This window comes from Burkholderia sp. KL41 (genome assembly GCF_057005415.2).
Genome location: NZ_CM174447.1, coordinates 900,712 through 916,477, shown reverse-complemented (window position 1 = coordinate 916,477; position 15,766 = coordinate 900,712). Strand labels below are relative to the sequence as shown.

Sequence of the window (15,766 nt, the reverse complement as noted above, 5' to 3'; positions counted from 1 at the left end):
AACCTTAGTCAAATTCGATCCTCAACGCACACTCTTCTCCGTATTGAAGCCTCAAATCGACCAGAATCGCATTTGAGAGTGCGGTGGCCAACGCGACCTTCAATTCCGGCGTGACGCCATCGAGATGAAAAGAAAACTCCCATCCCGGCGACGCATCGATCCAGGACACAAACAGATCGTCACAGCCGGATTGCCAGAACTGTACGTTCTTCGCTATACCTGTCGGTGCTTCGTCAATAATCCAGGTTCGGGATACTGCGATCTGCTGCCCGTCATCGCTCCAGTGCGTGATTTGTCCGCTATCGGGATTGACGAGCAGGAATCCAAGAGGTTGAAGCAAAGTCTCGACAAAGCCAAAAGCTTCCGGGAATGAACCCTTCACTAGTACGGTTAAGAACGGTTTTGCCATCGCGTTTACTAACCCAGATGTTGGCCAGCTGTACCTGCGCCGACCAGCCCGCGCAAACCCAACGACGCATGCGAAAAAGCGAGCAGCAGAAGCTGGCCATCGACCTCGTTGTCGCCCTACCGCAACCGACTGTCGGTCGATAAAGCGCACGCCAGTATATTGCGGCCGAGCGGCAACTTGGCGCCGGTGTGACGGAGACCACCGCGCGACGCAACAAAATGCCCCTACGAAAATCGCATCGGCAACCACCCCGATTTTCCGGTACAAATCGGGGACGCTGAAATTCCCCGCGAGCTATCGGAGACCCTCGTTCATGACTCGGCAAAACGCACCGGAAATCGCAACAACGGCCCCCCGCACCAACCCCGGCGACGCCCCATCCGCACCGATTCCCGCGATCGTGCCGTCAAGCACCGCGCTGCTCGTCATGCATTACCAGACCGACATCCTCGGCCTCTTTCCGTCGGTCGCGCCCGGTTTGCTCGCCAATACGCGCCAGGTCTGCGACGCAGCGCGGGCAAGCGGCATCGGCGTCTGGTTCGCGAACCTCCGGTTCAGCCCCGGCTATCCGGAAGTCAGCCCGCGCAACAAGAACGGCCAGGGCATCAAGCAGCTCGGCCGCTTCATCGACGACGGCCCATGCCCGGAGTTGGGTCGGCAGGCCGACGAGCCGCTGATCGTCGCGCACCGCGCCAGCGTATTCTTCGGCACCGATCTGCAAGCGCGCCTGGTCGAGCAAGGCGTCGATTCGCTGATCATGGTCGGCATCGCGTCGACGGGCGTGATGCTGTCGTCGATCGCCCACGCGAGCGATGCGGACTTCCGCCTCTTTACGGTCAAGGATTGCTGCTACGACCCGGACCCGGTGGTTCACGAGCACCTGTTCGCCACCGCCTTCGAATCGCGCACGACGGTGCTGTCGCTCGAGGACGCGTTGCGGCTGCTCGCGTAAACGCACACGCGCACGCACGCACACGCGCGAGCGCGACAGGCCAACGACATCACCCGAGTCGACCTGCAGGGTGACGGCCACCAGGCCCGGCTGCCGTGGTCGAGCGTCCCGCCGAACCCGTAACGGGCGACGGCGTGCGCGATGCCGCGCGCGCCGCCTCCCTCTTCCCCTTCACTTCGCGATAAACACACCCGACGTCGGGCACGTGCCCTGCGTATTGCCGTCGGTCACGAGCGACGCGGCGCTCGGAAACTGCGCGGTCGCATTGGTCTTCACCGCGATCCATGCTTCGGTGAAATAGCTGACGCCATTCGTCTTCGTGCACTTCAGCGACACCGCGCTGCGCGTGTTGCTGCCGAACGCGCCTTCGAACGCCGACAGCAACTGGTTGCGCGTGACCGTCTTGCCCGCATTCGCCTGCAGGTACGCGTTGAACGACGTATTGCCGAGCCGGCTGATCATGCCGGACGCCTGGTTCCAGTACGCATCGGGTGTCGCCGAGTTCGAGCAGGTGCCGTGCTTGAACCATTCGTGCTTGTCGAGGCACGACGCAACGCCCGGCATGTACGTCGACAGCGTGTTGCGGGTCGCGCTGCTGATCGGGTAGGCGTCCATGCTGCACCACTGGTGCGCGTTGTCGAGGTCGATGTCGTTCTGCGGCACACCGCAGTAGAACGGCTGGTTGCCGTCATAACGGTTCGGCCACAGGCCATGCAGCGACAGGCTCGTCGCCGCATACGAGCCGGCGAGGTTCGTGCATTCCGGCGTGTCGTGCGACGCGCAGAAGCCGGGCTCCCACGATGCGGCGAGCAACAGGTAGTCGTAGCTGGTCTGCGCGGCGGCGTGCAGCGACACGGAAGCAACGGCGAGTGCGGCAGCGGCGCGGGCGAGCGTCTTGAGCATGGCGTGTTTCCTCGGAAAAGGCATGCGGTCGCGGGATGCGCCGCACGGTTGTCGAATGTCCGACCGCGATTGTTGCCGTCGCAACGTGGCACGAATGTGAAGGTGGACGAAATAACGCGCAGGGCGCCGCCGGGCCGGTTACAACCGGTACCGGTACCAGCGGTTGCCTTCCGCCGCACGCGACGCCGGCGTACCGTGTCGCCACCCTCATCCTGCAACGGAGCATCGCCATGGTGACCGCGACACGGCTCGGCAAGCCATATTGCGTCGAGATCGGCAACGGACGCAGCGTCGTGCGCTCGGACACGCACAAGGACGGCCAGGGCGGCGACGCGGGCATGCGGCCGCACGAACTGCTCGAAAGCGCGCTCGCGGCCTGCGTCTGCATGTCGATCGACCTGGCCGCACGACGCGCGGGCGTGACGCTGCCCGCGTGCACGGCGGACGTCACCGTCGATCGCCTCGACCATGAAACGGGCTTCGACATCGCACTGCGCTTCGCGGCGCCGCTGTCGCACGCGCAGCAGACACTCGTGCGCGACGCGGTGCGGGCTTCTCCGGTCGCCCGGACGCTCGGCAAGCCGATACGGGTCAGGCCGGCCACGATCGCGAGCGGCTGACCGTCACGGCGCGCCGGACTCGGCACGGTCGACGGCCGCACGTCGATGGCCACACGACAGGCATCCGTGGCGAACAGGCACTCACGACCCGGTGCCGAGCTGTGTGCACGCGCGGGCGGACGCTTCGGGGCCTTCGAGCGCGAGGATCTGCCACACGCCGATGCTGACGCGCTGGCGCGCCGCCGTCGACGCATCGGCCAGCAACGCCTCGACGCGCGGTGCCGCGTCCGGCGCCTGCTGCTTCAACGCCGCGTGATGCCGCGCACGCGATGCCGATTCGGACTCGTACACGTCGCACAGGCGCACCATGCCGGCGAGACCGGCGACATCGTCGTCCTTGTCGATCGCGCGCGGCTCGACAGGCGCGAGCCCCTTGCGCTCCGCCGCCGGCAGCTTGTTGCGCGCGCCTTCGTCGATCGACACGGCGGATGCCGGCGGCAGGCCGCCGATCGCCGCGACGATCCGGCTGCCCGCGGCAATCATGTCGCCCTGGCACGCGATCTTCTCCGCGGCCGCGACGTTCGAGCAGAACGACACCGAGGTGCGGTACACGTCGTCGCTCATGTGCGGCACTTCGTCCGCGCTCGCCTGCGCGAAACCGGCGCTCGTCAGCGCCAGCACGGCGGGAATCAGGATGCGGAATGCGCTCGTCTTGTTCATTGTTGTTCGTATCTGTGGGTTCTTGTGGCGGGCAACATCGCCGGGCCGCGCGGTGGCAGCCTCAGTGACGCCGGGCCCTCGTCCGGCGGCACGCGGTCACTTCAACGACGCAGCCTCCGATCCGCCTGGCGACAGCGCCGCGTTGTCCTGCTCGCGCCACGTGCGGCGCGACTCCATGATCGCCTTCACGGCCGAGCGCGCGACCTTCCACCACGCGAACGGCCGCGGGTCGGCAAGCATGCTGAGCGCGCGCGCATAGTCGAGCGTGAGCCCGGGCGTCCACGCCATCGTCACCGCGCGCTTGCGGATCTGCGCGGCAACCCACAGCTCGGGCGTGAGCAGCAACCGCACGAACGCGCCCCATCCGGCGCGCGCCCCCTTCAGCCGCCATACCGCGCCGTCGAGCGCGGCTTCGAGTGCGTTCGACACGGTGCTCGAGCAGTTGCGGTGCGTGAGGTTGTACGTCACGTTCTGCCGGTACGACGACCAGAACGCTTCCAGCTTCGCCGGATCGTAGTTGCGGATCCGCACGCGCACGGTCGACGGGCACCATGCCTTCGACTCGGTCGCGTAGTCGGGCTGGAACAGGCCCGGCACGTCGTTTTCGCGGGTTGCACGCAGGATGCGCGTGAATTCGTCCGGAGAACGATCGATTTCGACGCCCGGATACAGGCTGATATAGATGCCCTCCGGCGATTCCAGCGCCGCGTGCCCGGTCGAGATCACGCCGTTGACGTCCACCGCCGCGATATAGCGGTCGATCACCGGGTAGCGTTGCGCTTCGGCTTTCGACGTGCCGGTCGGCGTCCACACGTGCACGGTGAGCGCATGCTCGCCGTCGGCCGGCGGGCCGTCCCATTCGGATTGGGAAAAATGCGGCAGGTCGCGCGCATCGTCGAGGTCCGGCGCGAGTGCCGGCGCCGGCGAGGTCGCGAACGCCGGATTGCGCGTCAGTCGCCGCACGCGTGCGGCGAGGCTCAGCATGTGCATCCCGCCGAATATCAGCAGCAGGCCGAGGCAGTACGGCACGGTGCCCACGTAGTGGGTCGGGTACGGCTGGTAGAAGAAGATCGCCAGCAAGATTTCGACGACGCCCCACGCGAAGGCGACGTTCCAGCGGCGATAGCGCACCATCCACGCGGCGGTGCACTGCAGCAGCCCGTCGACGAGGAACAGCGTGCCGAAGATCATCGACAGCAGGAAATGGCCATGATGATGCCCCGCGAACACGAGCCCGGCGGCCACCACGACCGCGATCCCCTTCACGTAGCGCAGGACGCGCTGCCCGCCGACGCCGCTGCCGGCCACCGCGAGCGTCGCGAGCCCCTCGATCAGGAACAGCCACGCGAAGATCTGGATCGGAAAATGCAGCGCGCCGTCGAGCGCGTCGACGAAGATCACGACACCCGCGACGACCCACACCCAGCCAAGTGCGGTCAGCCCGCGCCAGCGGGTGCGCAAGTATTCGATGCCCAGCAGCAGTAAGACCAGTCGTACCATCGCGCCCTCTCGTGATTTTTTCGGGACACGCGCTGGCCACGCGGGTCCTGTCGTTTCGACCGCGCGTCGAGCGACGCACCGGCCGAAAAGCGGTCATTCATGCCGGCGCGTCATGCCTCGACATGACCGTTGGCGGCCGGTACGCCTCCGCACTGGCCGAATAATAAGATATGGCGGAGACGGTTGAAAGCGCGACGAAAACGTTGGCGGCGGGTCGGGAGAGCGCAGCATGCCGCTGGATAGGGCCGGATTGCGAGCGCTGCCCAGGCAGATTTCCCGTTCGACAATGCGCGGTGGATACGCGAGAATCCGGCTTCCGAGGGCGCAAGCCACCAAACCGCATCAGACGGGACAATAATCCATGAAAACATCGATCACGCGCCGGCGCCTGCTGGCCGCCGGCATGGCCGCGAGCACCCTCGCGCTGTCGGGCTGCTTCACGCCGAAGCTGTACGAGAACGACGCATACAGCGAATACGTCACGAGCTTCATGATCACGCAGGACGGCAAGAAGCTGGTCGTCCTCGGTACGAACTACCACTACATCTTCGATCTGCCGGCGCAATTGCGGCCGGTGCTGTTGTCCGGGTACCGGAAATCGCTGCACACGACGTTTGCCGACTTTCATGCGCGCGGCGGCAGCATCACCGGCCACTACCGGATCGTGTTGCCAAAGGACGCGCCGGACGACGCCCGGCAAGCCGCGAGCGCCGACGGATTCACTGCCGGGACGGCCGGCCTCGCGCTCGAAGGCAACATCGAAGGCAAGCGCTATTCGACGGAGGGTTTCGCCGCGAAGGACAAGGGCGCCACGCAACCGTTCAACGAGCGGTACTCGGTGTACATCCGGGAATCGCCGTCCGTCGCCGGCATGGGCCTGCGGATCCTCGCCACGCCGATCACGGTGGCCGCCGACGGCCTGCTCGTGCTGGGCGGCATCGTGCTCGTGCCGTTCGCAGCCATCGCGATCGAGGCAAACGGCGGCCTGCGGATCATGTAATGGCACAAGCGTCGCCGCTGTTGCGCCTGTGACGGCAGGCAGCGGCACGCGAGCGCACCCGACGACTGCAACCGGAGTACCGCCATGTCTGCCTCACCGCTTCACGCACCGCCACTCGGCCCGCAACTCAAGCGCTGGCGTGCGCTGCACCGCGTGAAACAGAGCCACGCGGCGGAACTGTTCGGCGTGGCGCAATCGACGATCTCACGCTGGGAAGCCGGCCTGCAACAGATGTCGCCCGGCGAACGCGCGACGGCCGAACGGCTGCTCGCCGCGCGCCTCGATTCCGCGGGCGATCACGCGCTTGCGCGGCTCGTCGCGGGCAGCGCGGGCCGCATGCATCTCGTGTGCGACCTCACGCACCGGCTGCTCGCCTGTTCGCCTGCGCGTGCAGCCGAATTCTCGCAACCGCTGTCGATGCTGCTCGGCACGTCGCTATGGCGCTATGCGACGCCGGCAATCGTCCGCATGGAAACCGCGCTCGATACGCTCGGCTGGCATGATCGCGCGGGGCCGCCGAGCGTCGAATTCGACACCGGCGCGAATGCGTCGCGCGTCGTGCCGATCCGCGGCAGCCTGTGCCGGTGGACACGGATGACGTTGTCGGACGGGTCGGCCGCGCGGCTCGTGGAAACGCTGTAGAACGGCCCGCGCATATTTCATGCGTGGACGAACCGTGCGTGGCCGCCTTACGCTTGACGGCTCATCGCACGGACACCGACCATGAACCCCGATACGATCCACGCGCGGCTCGCGTTCCTGCGCGAAGCCGAACGCCTGAAGGATGTGCTGCGCAGCGGCCACACGTCGGCCGGGCGCGCGGAAAGCACCGCCGAGCATAGCTGGCGGCTGTGCCTGATGGCACTCGTATTCGCCGATGCGCTGCCCGGCATCGACACGCTGAAGCTGCTGAAGCTGTGTGTCGTCCACGATCTCGGCGAGGCGCTGCACGGCGACATCCCCGCGATCGAGCAGGCCGCGCACCCCGACAAGAGCGCGCACGAACGCGACGACCTGCTGACGCTGACCGCGCCGCTCGATCCGGCGCAGCGCGACGAGATCGTCGCACTGTGGGATGAATACGAAGCGGCCGCGTCGCCGGAAGCGCGCGCGGCAAAAGCGTTCGACAAGCTGGAGACGATCCTGCAGCACACCCAGGGCAGCAATCCGCCCGATTTCGACTACGCGTTCAATCTCGGCTACGGCCGCCGCTATACCGACGCCGCACCGCTGTTCAGCGCGATCCGCGACATCGTCGACGCCGACACGCAACGCCGGATCGACGCGAGCGGGCAGCACGCGTAAGCTCGCGGAACCGGCCGCGCGACACCGCGCACCCAGCCCGCACGAGGCCCTACGCATGACGCAGAACATCTACGACGACCCAGCCTTCTTCGAAGGCTACAGCCGCCTGAACCGCTCGATCCACGGACTCGACGGCGCCCCCGAATGGCCCGCGCTGCGCGCGCTGCTGCCCGACCTGCACGGTCGCCGCGTGCTCGACCTCGGCTGCGGCTACGGATGGTTCAGCCGCTGGGCCGCCGGCCAGGGCGCGGCAAGCGTGCTCGGCATCGACGTGTCCGAGCGCATGCTCGAACGTGCGGCATCGAGCGCCGCGCATCCGGCGATCACGTACCGCCGCGCCGACCTCGAAACGCTCGCGCTGCCGAATGCCGCGTTCGATGTCGCGTACAGTTCGCTCGCGCTCCATTACATCGCAGACCTCGATACCTTGTTCCGCACGCTCCATCGTGCGCTCGTGCCGGGCGCGCGGCTCGTGTTCTCGATCGAGCATCCGGTCTATACGGCGCCGCGCCGGCCCGGTTTCGTCGTCGACGCGCAGGGCAACCGCTCGTGGCCGCTCGACGGCTATCAGCGCGAAGGCGAACGCGTGACCGACTGGCTCGCGCCGGGCGTCGTCAAGCAGCACCGCACGCTCGGCACGCTCGTGAACCTGCTGATCGGCAGCGGCTTCACGCTCACGCACCTGGACGAATGGGGGCCGACGCAGGAACAGGTCGATGCCCTGCCCGCGCTCGACGAGGAACGCGACCGGCCGATGATGGCACTCGTCGCCGCGCGGCGATAACGCACGCGGCAACACGCGCACGAGCTTTCGCCCGCCGCTCTGACAGATTGCAACAATGTCGCCGCCCGGCCTCCATTCCCGCACGGCGTCCGCACAATTCAGCACAATTTCCACACGATTTGTCGTGAATTCCTCGCTTACCATGAGCGGCTGATTCGACCCGGCACGGCCGCGCGAGGTGTACGCGGAAGCCCGCGGGCAACCCGCCCGCCAGGCGACGCCGGCCGGATCGTCCCGCCCGGCCGCACGCATTGCCGGCACCGCTTCATCCTCGCCGCACGCTCATGACTCAGAAGACCCATCGCCGCCGGCGCATCGTGCTGGCCACCGTTGCCATCGTCGCGATCGCCACCGGTGTCACGCTGAAGGCGTGCGCACCCGACAAGCATCCGCAATACCTGTCCGCGCCCGTCTCGCGCGGCGACCTCGAAAACGCGGTGCTGGCCACCGGTGCGCTGCAGGCATTCAGGCAGGTCGACGTCGGCGCGCAAGTCTCGGGGCAGTTGAAGTCGCTGAAGGTCAAGCTCGGCGACAAGGTCACGAAGGGCCAGTGGCTCGCCGAGATCGACCCCGTGCTCTCGGAAAACGCGCTGCGGCAGGCACGCGCCAGCGAAGAAAGCCTGCGCGCGCAGCAGCAGTCGACCGCCGCGCAACTCACGCAGGCGGAACTCGCGTTCCGGCGCCAGCAGGCCATGCTGCCCGACGACGCGACGTCGCGCGAGTCGTTCGAAGCCGCGCGCGCGACGCTCGACGTGCAGCGCGCGACGCTCGCGTCGCTCGCCGCGCAGATCCGCTCGGCCCGCATCCAGATCGAGACCGCGCAGGCCAACCTCGGCTACACGCGCATCGTCGCGCCGATCGACGGCCAGGTCGTCGCGATCGTCACGCAGGAAGGCCAGACGGTGATCGCGCAACAGCAGGCGCCGGTGATCCTGAAGCTCGCGGATCTCGACACGATGACCGTGAAGGCGCAGGTGTCGGAAGCCGACGTGATCCGCGTGAACGCCGGCCAGACCGCGTATTTCACGATCCTGGGCGAACCGGACAGGCGCCACTACGGCAAGCTGCGCGCGATCGAGCCGGCGCCGCAGAACTACGCCGAAACGCAAGGCGCGCTCGGCGGCGGCGCGGGCGGCGGCGCGAAACCGAATTCGGCGGTGTTCTACAACGCGTTGTTCGAGGTGCCGAATCCCGAGCACCGGCTGCGCATCTCGATGACCGCGCAGGTCAACATCGTGCTCGGCAACGCGCGCAACGCGCTCAGCATTCCGGCCGCCGCGCTGGGCGAGAAACGCAAGGACGGCACCTACGCGGTGCGCGTGCTGCGCGCCGACGGCAGCACGGAAACGCGCAACGTCCGCATCGGCATCAACAACAACGTGCGCGTCGAAGTGCTGGCCGGCCTGAAGGACGGCGAACGCGTGGTGATCGGCGAAGCGTCCGCGGACGACCACGCGCCGCTGGCGGACGTGGTGTGACGATGAGCCAGCCCCTGCTGAAACTCTCCGCCGTCACACGACGCTTTCCGGCCGGCGACAAGGACGTCGTCGTGCTGAACAACGTCAACCTGTCGATCCACGCGGGCGAGATCGTCGCGATCGTCGGCGCGTCGGGTTCCGGGAAGTCGACGCTGATGAACATCCTCGGCTGCCTCGACCACCCGAGCGAAGGCACCTACACGGTCGGCGGCCGCGACACGCACATGCTCGACAGCGACGAGCTCGCGCAACTGCGCCGCGAGCACTTCGGCTTCGTGTTCCAGCGCTATCACCTGCTGCCGCACGTCGATGCCGTCGCGAACCTCGAAATGCCCGCGATCTATGCCGGCACGCCGCGCGCGGAGCGGCACGCGCGCGCACGCGAGCTGCTCGCGCGCCTCGGGCTCGCGGATCGCGCGCACCATCGCCCCGGGCAACTGTCCGGCGGCCAGCAGCAGCGCGTGAGCATCGCGCGCGCGCTGATGAACGGCGGCCACGTGATCCTCGCCGACGAACCGACCGGCGCGCTCGACACGAAAAGCGGCCAGGACGTGATCCGCATCCTGCACGAGCTGAACGCGCTCGGTCATACGATCGTCATCGTCACGCACGACAAGGCCGTCGCGCGCCATGCGCGGCGCATCATCGAAATCAGCGACGGCGCGATCGTCGCCGACCGGCCGAACCGGCACCATGCGGAAGCTCTCGCGGAAGCAGGCGCGGGCGCAGATGCAGCGGAAGCGAGCGAAGCGGAAACCGGCGCGCCATCCACCCGCGATCGTCGCGACATGCCGTCGCCGCCCGCGGCAGTCGCCCCCGATCCGCATGCCGATGCCGCCCCGCGCGTGCGCCGCTTCGCGGCCGGCTCCGGGCGCTTCGCCGAGGCCTGCCGGATGGCGTGGATCGCACTCGTGTCGCACCGGCTGCGCACGCTGCTGACGATGCTCGGCATCATCATCGGTATCACGTCGGTCGTGTCGATCGTCGCGATCGGCGAAGGCGCGAAGCGCTACATGCTCGACGAGATCGGCAGCATCGGCACGAACACGATCAACATCTACCCGGGCACCGACTGGGGCGACAGCCGCGCCGATGCGATCCAGACGCTCGTGCCGGCCGATGTCGCCGCGCTCGCCGAGCAGCCGTATGTCGACAGCGCGACGCCCGAAACGTCGCGCACGCTGCTGCTGCGCTACCGCAACGTCGACGTGAACGCGCTCGTGAGCGGCGTCGGCGACCGCTTCTTCCAGGCGCGCGGGATGCGCTTCGCGCTCGGTGTCGCATTCGACGAGGACGCGGTGCGCCGCCAGGTGCAGGTGGCCGTGATCGACCAGAACACGCGCCGCAAGCTGTTCGGCGCGACGCGCAACCCGATCGGCGAAGTGATCCTGGTCGACAACGTGCCGTGCGTCGTGATCGGCGTGACGGCGGACAAGAAGAGCGCGTTCGGCAGCGTGAAGAGCCTGAACGTGTGGGTGCCGTACACGACCGCGAGCGGGCGTCTCTTCGGGCAGCGTTATCTCGACAGCATCACCGTGCGCGTGCGCGACGGGCAGCCGAGCGCCGCCGCCGAAAAAAGCCTCGAAACGCTGATGAAGCAGCGCCACGGCCGCAAGGACTTCTTCACGTACAACATGGACAGCGTCGTGAAGACCGTCGAGAAGACCGGCCAGTCGCTGACGCTGCTGCTGTCGTTGATCGCCGTGATCTCGCTCGTCGTCGGCGGAATCGGCGTGATGAACATCATGCTGGTGTCGGTTACCGAGCGCACGCGCGAAATCGGCATCCGGATGGCGGTCGGCGCGCGCCAGTCCGACATCCTGCAGCAGTTTCTCGTCGAGGCCGTGCTGGTCTGCCTGCTCGGCGGCACGATCGGCATCGCGCTGTCGTTCGGGCTCGGCGCGCTGTTCTCGATGTTCGTCGCGCAGTGGAAGATGGTGTTCTCGGCCGGCGCGATCGTGACCGCGTTCGTCTGCTCGACGCTCACCGGTGTGATATTCGGCTTCATGCCCGCGCGCAACGCATCGCGGCTCGATCCGATCGATGCGCTCGCGCGCGACTGACGCAAGGCCCGCCATGACGCATTCCTCACCGCTCCAGCGCCTCGGCGCATTCGCATGCGCGGCCGCGCTGCTCGCCGGCTGCGCGGGGGCGCGCCATGATCCGCTGCCAGCCGTCGCGATGCCCGCCAACTGGTCGGCGCCGGTTTCCGCCGACGCACCGGCGACGACGCGCGACTGGTGGCGCAGCTTCGGCGATCCGCAACTCGACGCGCTGATCGACGACGCGCTGCGCGCCAACAACGACCTCGCTATCGCGGCGATCCGCGTGTACCGCGCGCAACTGCAGGCCGGGCTCGCGAATACGAACCTGACGCCCAATGTGACGCTCGGCGCGAACGGTGCCGTGTCGCGCACGCTCGATACGCACCAGATGCGCCGGTCGAGCAACGCGAACGCTTCGCTCAGCTATGAAATCGACCTGTGGAGCCGGCTGGCCGCGCTGCGCGACGCCGCGCGCTGGGAAGCCGACGCGACGGCCGCCGATCTCGAAGCCGCGCGGCTGTCGCTGATCGGCACGACCGCGTCGCTGTACTGGCGGATCGGCTTTCTGAACCGGCAGATCGCGCTCGGCGACGCGAACATCGCGTACGCGGTCCGCACGCTCGCGGTCGTCCGGTCACGGCACACGGCCGGCGCCGTGTCGGGGCTCGACCTTGCGCAGGCCGAACAAAACCTCGCCACGCAGCGGGCCGCGCAGACACGCCTGATCCAGCAGCGTACCGAGAACCGTCACGCCCTCGCGATCCTGTTCGACCGGCCGCCACAACAGCGCGCGGCCGAACCGCCGGCGCTGCCCGACGCGCCGCCGCCGGAAGTGGCGGCCGGCCTGCCGGCCAGCCTGCTCGGCCGGCGCCCCGACTTGCGCGCGGCGGAATTCAGGCTGCGCGAATCGCTCGCGCAGGTCGACGCGACACGTACCAGTTTCTACCCGACCTTCACGCTGACCGGCGCGGCCGGCACGTCGAGCACGAGCCTCGAGCGCGTGCTCGCGAATCCGGTCGGCACGCTCGGGCTCGGCCTGGCCCTGCCGTTCATCCAGTGGAACACGATGCAGCTGCAGATCAAGGTGTCGAAGACGCAGTACGAGGAGGCCGTCGTCGGGTTCCGGCAGAAGCTCTACACGGCACTCGCGGAAGTCGAGAACGCGCTGTCGGCGCGCGTCCAGCTCGAACGCGAGGCCGAACAGCGCGCGCTGTCGCTCGAACAGGCGCAGCGTGCCGAGCGGCTCGCCGCCGCGCAGTTCGCGGCCGGCGCGACCGCCGTGCAACCGTGGCTCGACCAGCAGCAGCGGCTGCGCGATGCGCAAAGCGCCGACGAACAGACGCGGCTGGACCGGCTCAACAACCAGATGACGCTGTACCGCGCGCTCGGCGGCGGGATGTCCTGACCGGCCCGCGCACCGGGCCGGCCGCCCCTGCCCCGCCGGCCATGCGCGGCGTCATTCGCACACGGCCGCCCCGCGCCGCGCCGGCGCGAACGCCACCGCGCTCGCCGTCGCGAGCACGGCCACGCCGGCCGCGCCGTACACCATCACCCAGCCGAACCCGTGCACGAGCGCCGCGTGCAACGCCGTGCCGGTCGGGTCGGCCTGTGCGAGCGCCGGTGCGATCTCGTGCAGCCCGTCGGTTCGCCCGGAAGCAATCTCCTGCGCGAGCCGGCGCAGCGCCCCGTCGCCGATCGTGCCCGCGACACCGCCCTTCAGGCTCGCGACGATCCCCGCGACCAGCACGAAGCCCATGGCCGCGATATTCAGTGCGAGCGAGATCATCCGCGCGCTCATGTCGATGCCCGACGCCATCCCCGCCCGCGCGCTCGGCACCGCACCCGTTGTCGTGTTGGTCACCGGCGTGTTCGTGAGCCCGAGCCCGATGCCGGCGATCACGCAGCCGGGCAGCATCGTCACCCAGCTTGCGTGGTCGGCCGCGCTGCCGATCCGCATCAGCGCAAAACCGGCGGCGATCGTGAACAAGCCGCCCGGGATCACGACGCCCGGCCCGTAGCGCAGCGCGAGCCGTTCGCCGAACGGCGGCACGACCAGCGTCGGCAGCGTGTACGCGAGCAACGCGAGGCCGGCCGTCACGCTGTCGTAGCCGAGCGCGATCTGAAACCAGATCGGCAGGTAGATCATGAACGGCCAGAAGCTGAAGTTCATCCCCATCGAGCCGAAGATCGCGCCGGTGAACGCGCGGATCCGGAACACCGAGAAGTCGAACATCGGCCGCGCGCTCGCGCGCTCCGCGAGGAAGAAGCCGGCCACCGCCAGCACGGTCGCGCCGAGCACGCCGAGGCCGGCGGCGCTCGTCAGCCCGAGTTCCGCGCTTTGCGTGATGTAGAAGGCCAGGCCGAGCACCGCGAGCGACAGCGTGACGATGCCCGCCACGTCGAGGCTGCCCGCGTGCGGATCGCGCGACTCCTGCACCGCGCCGCCGATCAGCGCGAGCGCGACGGCCGCGAGCGGTGCATGAACGAGGAACACCCACGGCCAGTTCGCCAGCGCGACGATCGCGCCGCCGACGATCGGCCCGAAACCGAGCCCGATGCCGAACACGATCCCCCAGATCCCGAATGCGCGGCCGCGCTCGCGGCCCTCGCGGAACTGGTGCGACAGCACCGCAATCTGGCAGATCAGCATCGCGCCGCCGCTGGCGCCCTGCAGCAGCCGGCCCGCGACGAGCACCGGCACGTTCGGCGCGAGCCCGCACAGCAGCGACGTCGCGCCGAACAGCACGGTGCCAATCACGTACACGCGCTTGCGGCCGAACCGGTCGGCGAGCGTGCCGGCCGCCATCAGCACGGTCGTACACGCGATCGTGTACGCGTTCATGATCCACTGCATGCCGTTGAAATCGCCATGCAGCACGTGTTCGAGCGTCGGCAGGATCACCGGCACGCTCGAGATTTCGAGGCCGAACATCAGCGACGTGAGACAGACGGCCGCGAGCGCGACCGCATTCCTGCGGGAGTCGGATAGCGTCATGCGTATTGCGCGGCGGCCCGGCAACGGGCCGCGCGCCTCCAGATGAGAAGGATGGGTCGCGCGCGGCCGGCAACGCACGCTGAACCGGAATCGGTACTATAGTGAGAATTCCGATCCCCATTGACGCAGGCATTTCTCCAGACTGGGGAACCATAGGACTCAATCACCCTCCCTCCGATGACCGACAGACTCGACGGCGTGACGACCTTCGTCCAGGTAGTGGAATCGGGCAGCTTCGCGCTGGCGGCGGAGCGGCTCGACATGACGCGCTCTGCCGTCGGCAAGGCGGTCGCGCGGCTCGAGAAGCGGCTCGGTGCGCGGCTGCTGCAGCGCACGACGCGCAGCCAGAGCCTGACCGACGACGGCCAGGCGTACTACGACCGCTGCGTGCGCGCGCTGGCGGAACTGGAAGCGGCGGAGGCCGACCTCGACTGCGGCCGCAACGAGCCGCGCGGCAAGCTGCGCCTGAGCGTGCCGCTCGCGTTCGGGCACCACTGCGTGACGCCCGTCGTGCTCGATCTCGCACGCACCTACCCGGATCTGCGGATCGACGTGTCGATCACCGACCGTTTCGTCGATCTCGTCGAGGAAGGCATCGACCTCGCGGTGCGGATCGGCACGCTCGCGGACAGCACGAGCCTCGCGGTGCGGCGGCTCGGCACGCAATACGGGAGCCTCGGCGCGGCGCCGTCGTATCTCGCGCGCCACGGAATGCCGAAGACGCTCGACGACCTGAAGCATCACCGGACGATCGCGTATTCCCGCTCGGGGGTCGTTCAACCGTGGGACTTGCGCGCGCCGGACGGCTCGACGGTACGTATCGACATGCCGCACCAGCTCAGTTTCGACGACGTGCAGGCGATCGCGGCGGCCGGCGCATCGGGGTTCGGGATCGCCTGGCTGCCGAGCTGGCTGCTCGATCACTACGTGAAGCGCGGCGAGATGACGGTCGTGCTCGACCGCTGCTTCGTCTGCGAAGGCGACATCCACGCGATCTGGCCGAAGACGCGCTACCTGCCGCGCAAGACGCGCTGCGTGATCGACGCGTTCGCTCAGGCGATTCCGCCGATGATCGAGCGGTGACGGTACGTGACAGTGCGTGACGGGCCACATGC

The 15,766-nt window shown here is 68.2% G+C and carries 15 protein-coding genes; 10 read left to right on the top strand and 5 right to left on the bottom strand.

What is annotated here, in order from left to right; genetic code table 11:
- Nucleotides 1–4: 4 nt before the first annotated feature.
- A complete protein-coding gene (locus PQB87_RS21670; RefSeq protein ID WP_042977340.1) occupies nucleotides 5–409 on the bottom strand; it encodes a hypothetical protein in 405 nt (134 codons plus the stop codon).
- A gap of 313 nt (nucleotides 410–722) precedes the next feature.
- Here PQB87_RS21670 and PQB87_RS21665 point away from each other — a divergent pair, with 313 nt between their 5' ends.
- Nucleotides 723–1,361, top strand: coding sequence for a cysteine hydrolase family protein (locus PQB87_RS21665; protein ID WP_233344184.1), 639 nt, complete (start codon nucleotides 723–725; stop codon nucleotides 1,359–1,361).
- A gap of 171 nt (nucleotides 1,362–1,532) precedes the next feature.
- On the opposite strand, the gene PQB87_RS21660 is transcribed toward PQB87_RS21665, so the two are convergent.
- Complete coding sequence (locus PQB87_RS21660; protein WP_124923717.1) at nucleotides 1,533–2,264, bottom strand: ribonuclease T2; 732 nt, start codon at nucleotides 2,262–2,264, stop codon at nucleotides 1,533–1,535.
- A gap of 230 nt (nucleotides 2,265–2,494) precedes the next feature.
- Here PQB87_RS21660 and PQB87_RS21655 point away from each other — a divergent pair, with 230 nt between their 5' ends.
- Nucleotides 2,495–2,884 (top strand): OsmC family protein, encoded by a 390-nt coding sequence (locus PQB87_RS21655; protein WP_222213719.1) that lies wholly within the window; start codon nucleotides 2,495–2,497, stop codon nucleotides 2,882–2,884.
- 81 nt (nucleotides 2,885–2,965) lie between these two features.
- Here PQB87_RS21655 and PQB87_RS21650 read toward each other — a convergent pair whose 3' ends face one another.
- Together PQB87_RS21650 and PQB87_RS21645 are read right to left on the bottom strand one after the other, a co-directional pair.
- Nucleotides 2,966–3,544, bottom strand: coding sequence for a hypothetical protein (locus PQB87_RS21650; RefSeq protein ID WP_489243761.1), 579 nt, complete (start codon nucleotides 3,542–3,544; stop codon nucleotides 2,966–2,968).
- A 96-nt stretch (nucleotides 3,545–3,640) separates the two neighbouring features.
- Complete coding sequence (locus PQB87_RS21645; protein ID WP_489243760.1) at nucleotides 3,641–5,044, bottom strand: HdeD family acid-resistance protein; 1,404 nt, start codon at nucleotides 5,042–5,044, stop codon at nucleotides 3,641–3,643.
- A gap of 361 nt (nucleotides 5,045–5,405) precedes the next feature.
- Between PQB87_RS21645 and PQB87_RS21640 the strand changes: the two genes are divergently transcribed.
- The 7 genes from PQB87_RS21640 (at nucleotide 5,406) to PQB87_RS21610 (ending at nucleotide 13,061) form a co-directional block, all read left to right on the top strand.
- A complete protein-coding gene (locus tag PQB87_RS21640; protein WP_111939344.1) occupies nucleotides 5,406–6,044 on the top strand; it encodes a hypothetical protein in 639 nt (212 codons plus the stop codon).
- A gap of 84 nt (nucleotides 6,045–6,128) precedes the next feature.
- Nucleotides 6,129–6,686 carry a helix-turn-helix domain-containing protein gene (locus PQB87_RS21635; RefSeq protein WP_059619362.1) on the top strand — a complete coding sequence of 186 codons (558 nt, stop codon included), beginning with the start codon at nucleotides 6,129–6,131 and terminating at the stop codon, nucleotides 6,684–6,686.
- An 81-nt stretch (nucleotides 6,687–6,767) separates the two neighbouring features.
- Nucleotides 6,768–7,349, top strand: a complete 582-nt coding sequence (locus PQB87_RS21630) for an HD domain-containing protein (protein ID WP_059619365.1) — start codon at nucleotides 6,768–6,770, stop codon at nucleotides 7,347–7,349.
- Nucleotides 7,350–7,404: 55 nt separating this feature from the next.
- Nucleotides 7,405–8,133 carry a class I SAM-dependent methyltransferase gene (locus PQB87_RS21625; protein ID WP_489243758.1) on the top strand — a complete coding sequence of 243 codons (729 nt, stop codon included), beginning with the start codon at nucleotides 7,405–7,407 and terminating at the stop codon, nucleotides 8,131–8,133.
- Between the two features lie 284 nt (nucleotides 8,134–8,417).
- Complete coding sequence (gene macA / locus PQB87_RS21620) at nucleotides 8,418–9,611, top strand: macrolide transporter subunit MacA (protein ID WP_060066740.1); 1,194 nt, start codon at nucleotides 8,418–8,420, stop codon at nucleotides 9,609–9,611.
- 2 nt (nucleotides 9,612–9,613) lie between these two features.
- The gene (locus PQB87_RS21615) at nucleotides 9,614–11,674 is read left to right on the top strand and encodes a MacB family efflux pump subunit (RefSeq protein ID WP_489243757.1); all 2,061 of its coding nucleotides are present in this window, start codon (nucleotides 9,614–9,616) and stop codon (nucleotides 11,672–11,674) included.
- A 13-nt stretch (nucleotides 11,675–11,687) separates the two neighbouring features.
- A complete protein-coding gene (locus tag PQB87_RS21610) occupies nucleotides 11,688–13,061 on the top strand; it encodes an efflux transporter outer membrane subunit (RefSeq protein ID WP_489243756.1) in 1,374 nt (457 codons plus the stop codon).
- A 51-nt stretch (nucleotides 13,062–13,112) separates the two neighbouring features.
- Here PQB87_RS21610 and PQB87_RS21605 read toward each other — a convergent pair whose 3' ends face one another.
- Nucleotides 13,113–14,651 (bottom strand): MFS transporter, encoded by a 1,539-nt coding sequence (locus PQB87_RS21605; RefSeq protein WP_489243754.1) that lies wholly within the window; start codon nucleotides 14,649–14,651, stop codon nucleotides 13,113–13,115.
- A gap of 177 nt (nucleotides 14,652–14,828) precedes the next feature.
- Here PQB87_RS21605 and PQB87_RS21600 point away from each other — a divergent pair, with 177 nt between their 5' ends.
- Nucleotides 14,829–15,734, top strand: a complete 906-nt coding sequence (locus PQB87_RS21600) for a LysR family transcriptional regulator (RefSeq protein WP_027789611.1) — start codon at nucleotides 14,829–14,831, stop codon at nucleotides 15,732–15,734.
- Nucleotides 15,735–15,766: the final 32 nt, after the last annotated feature.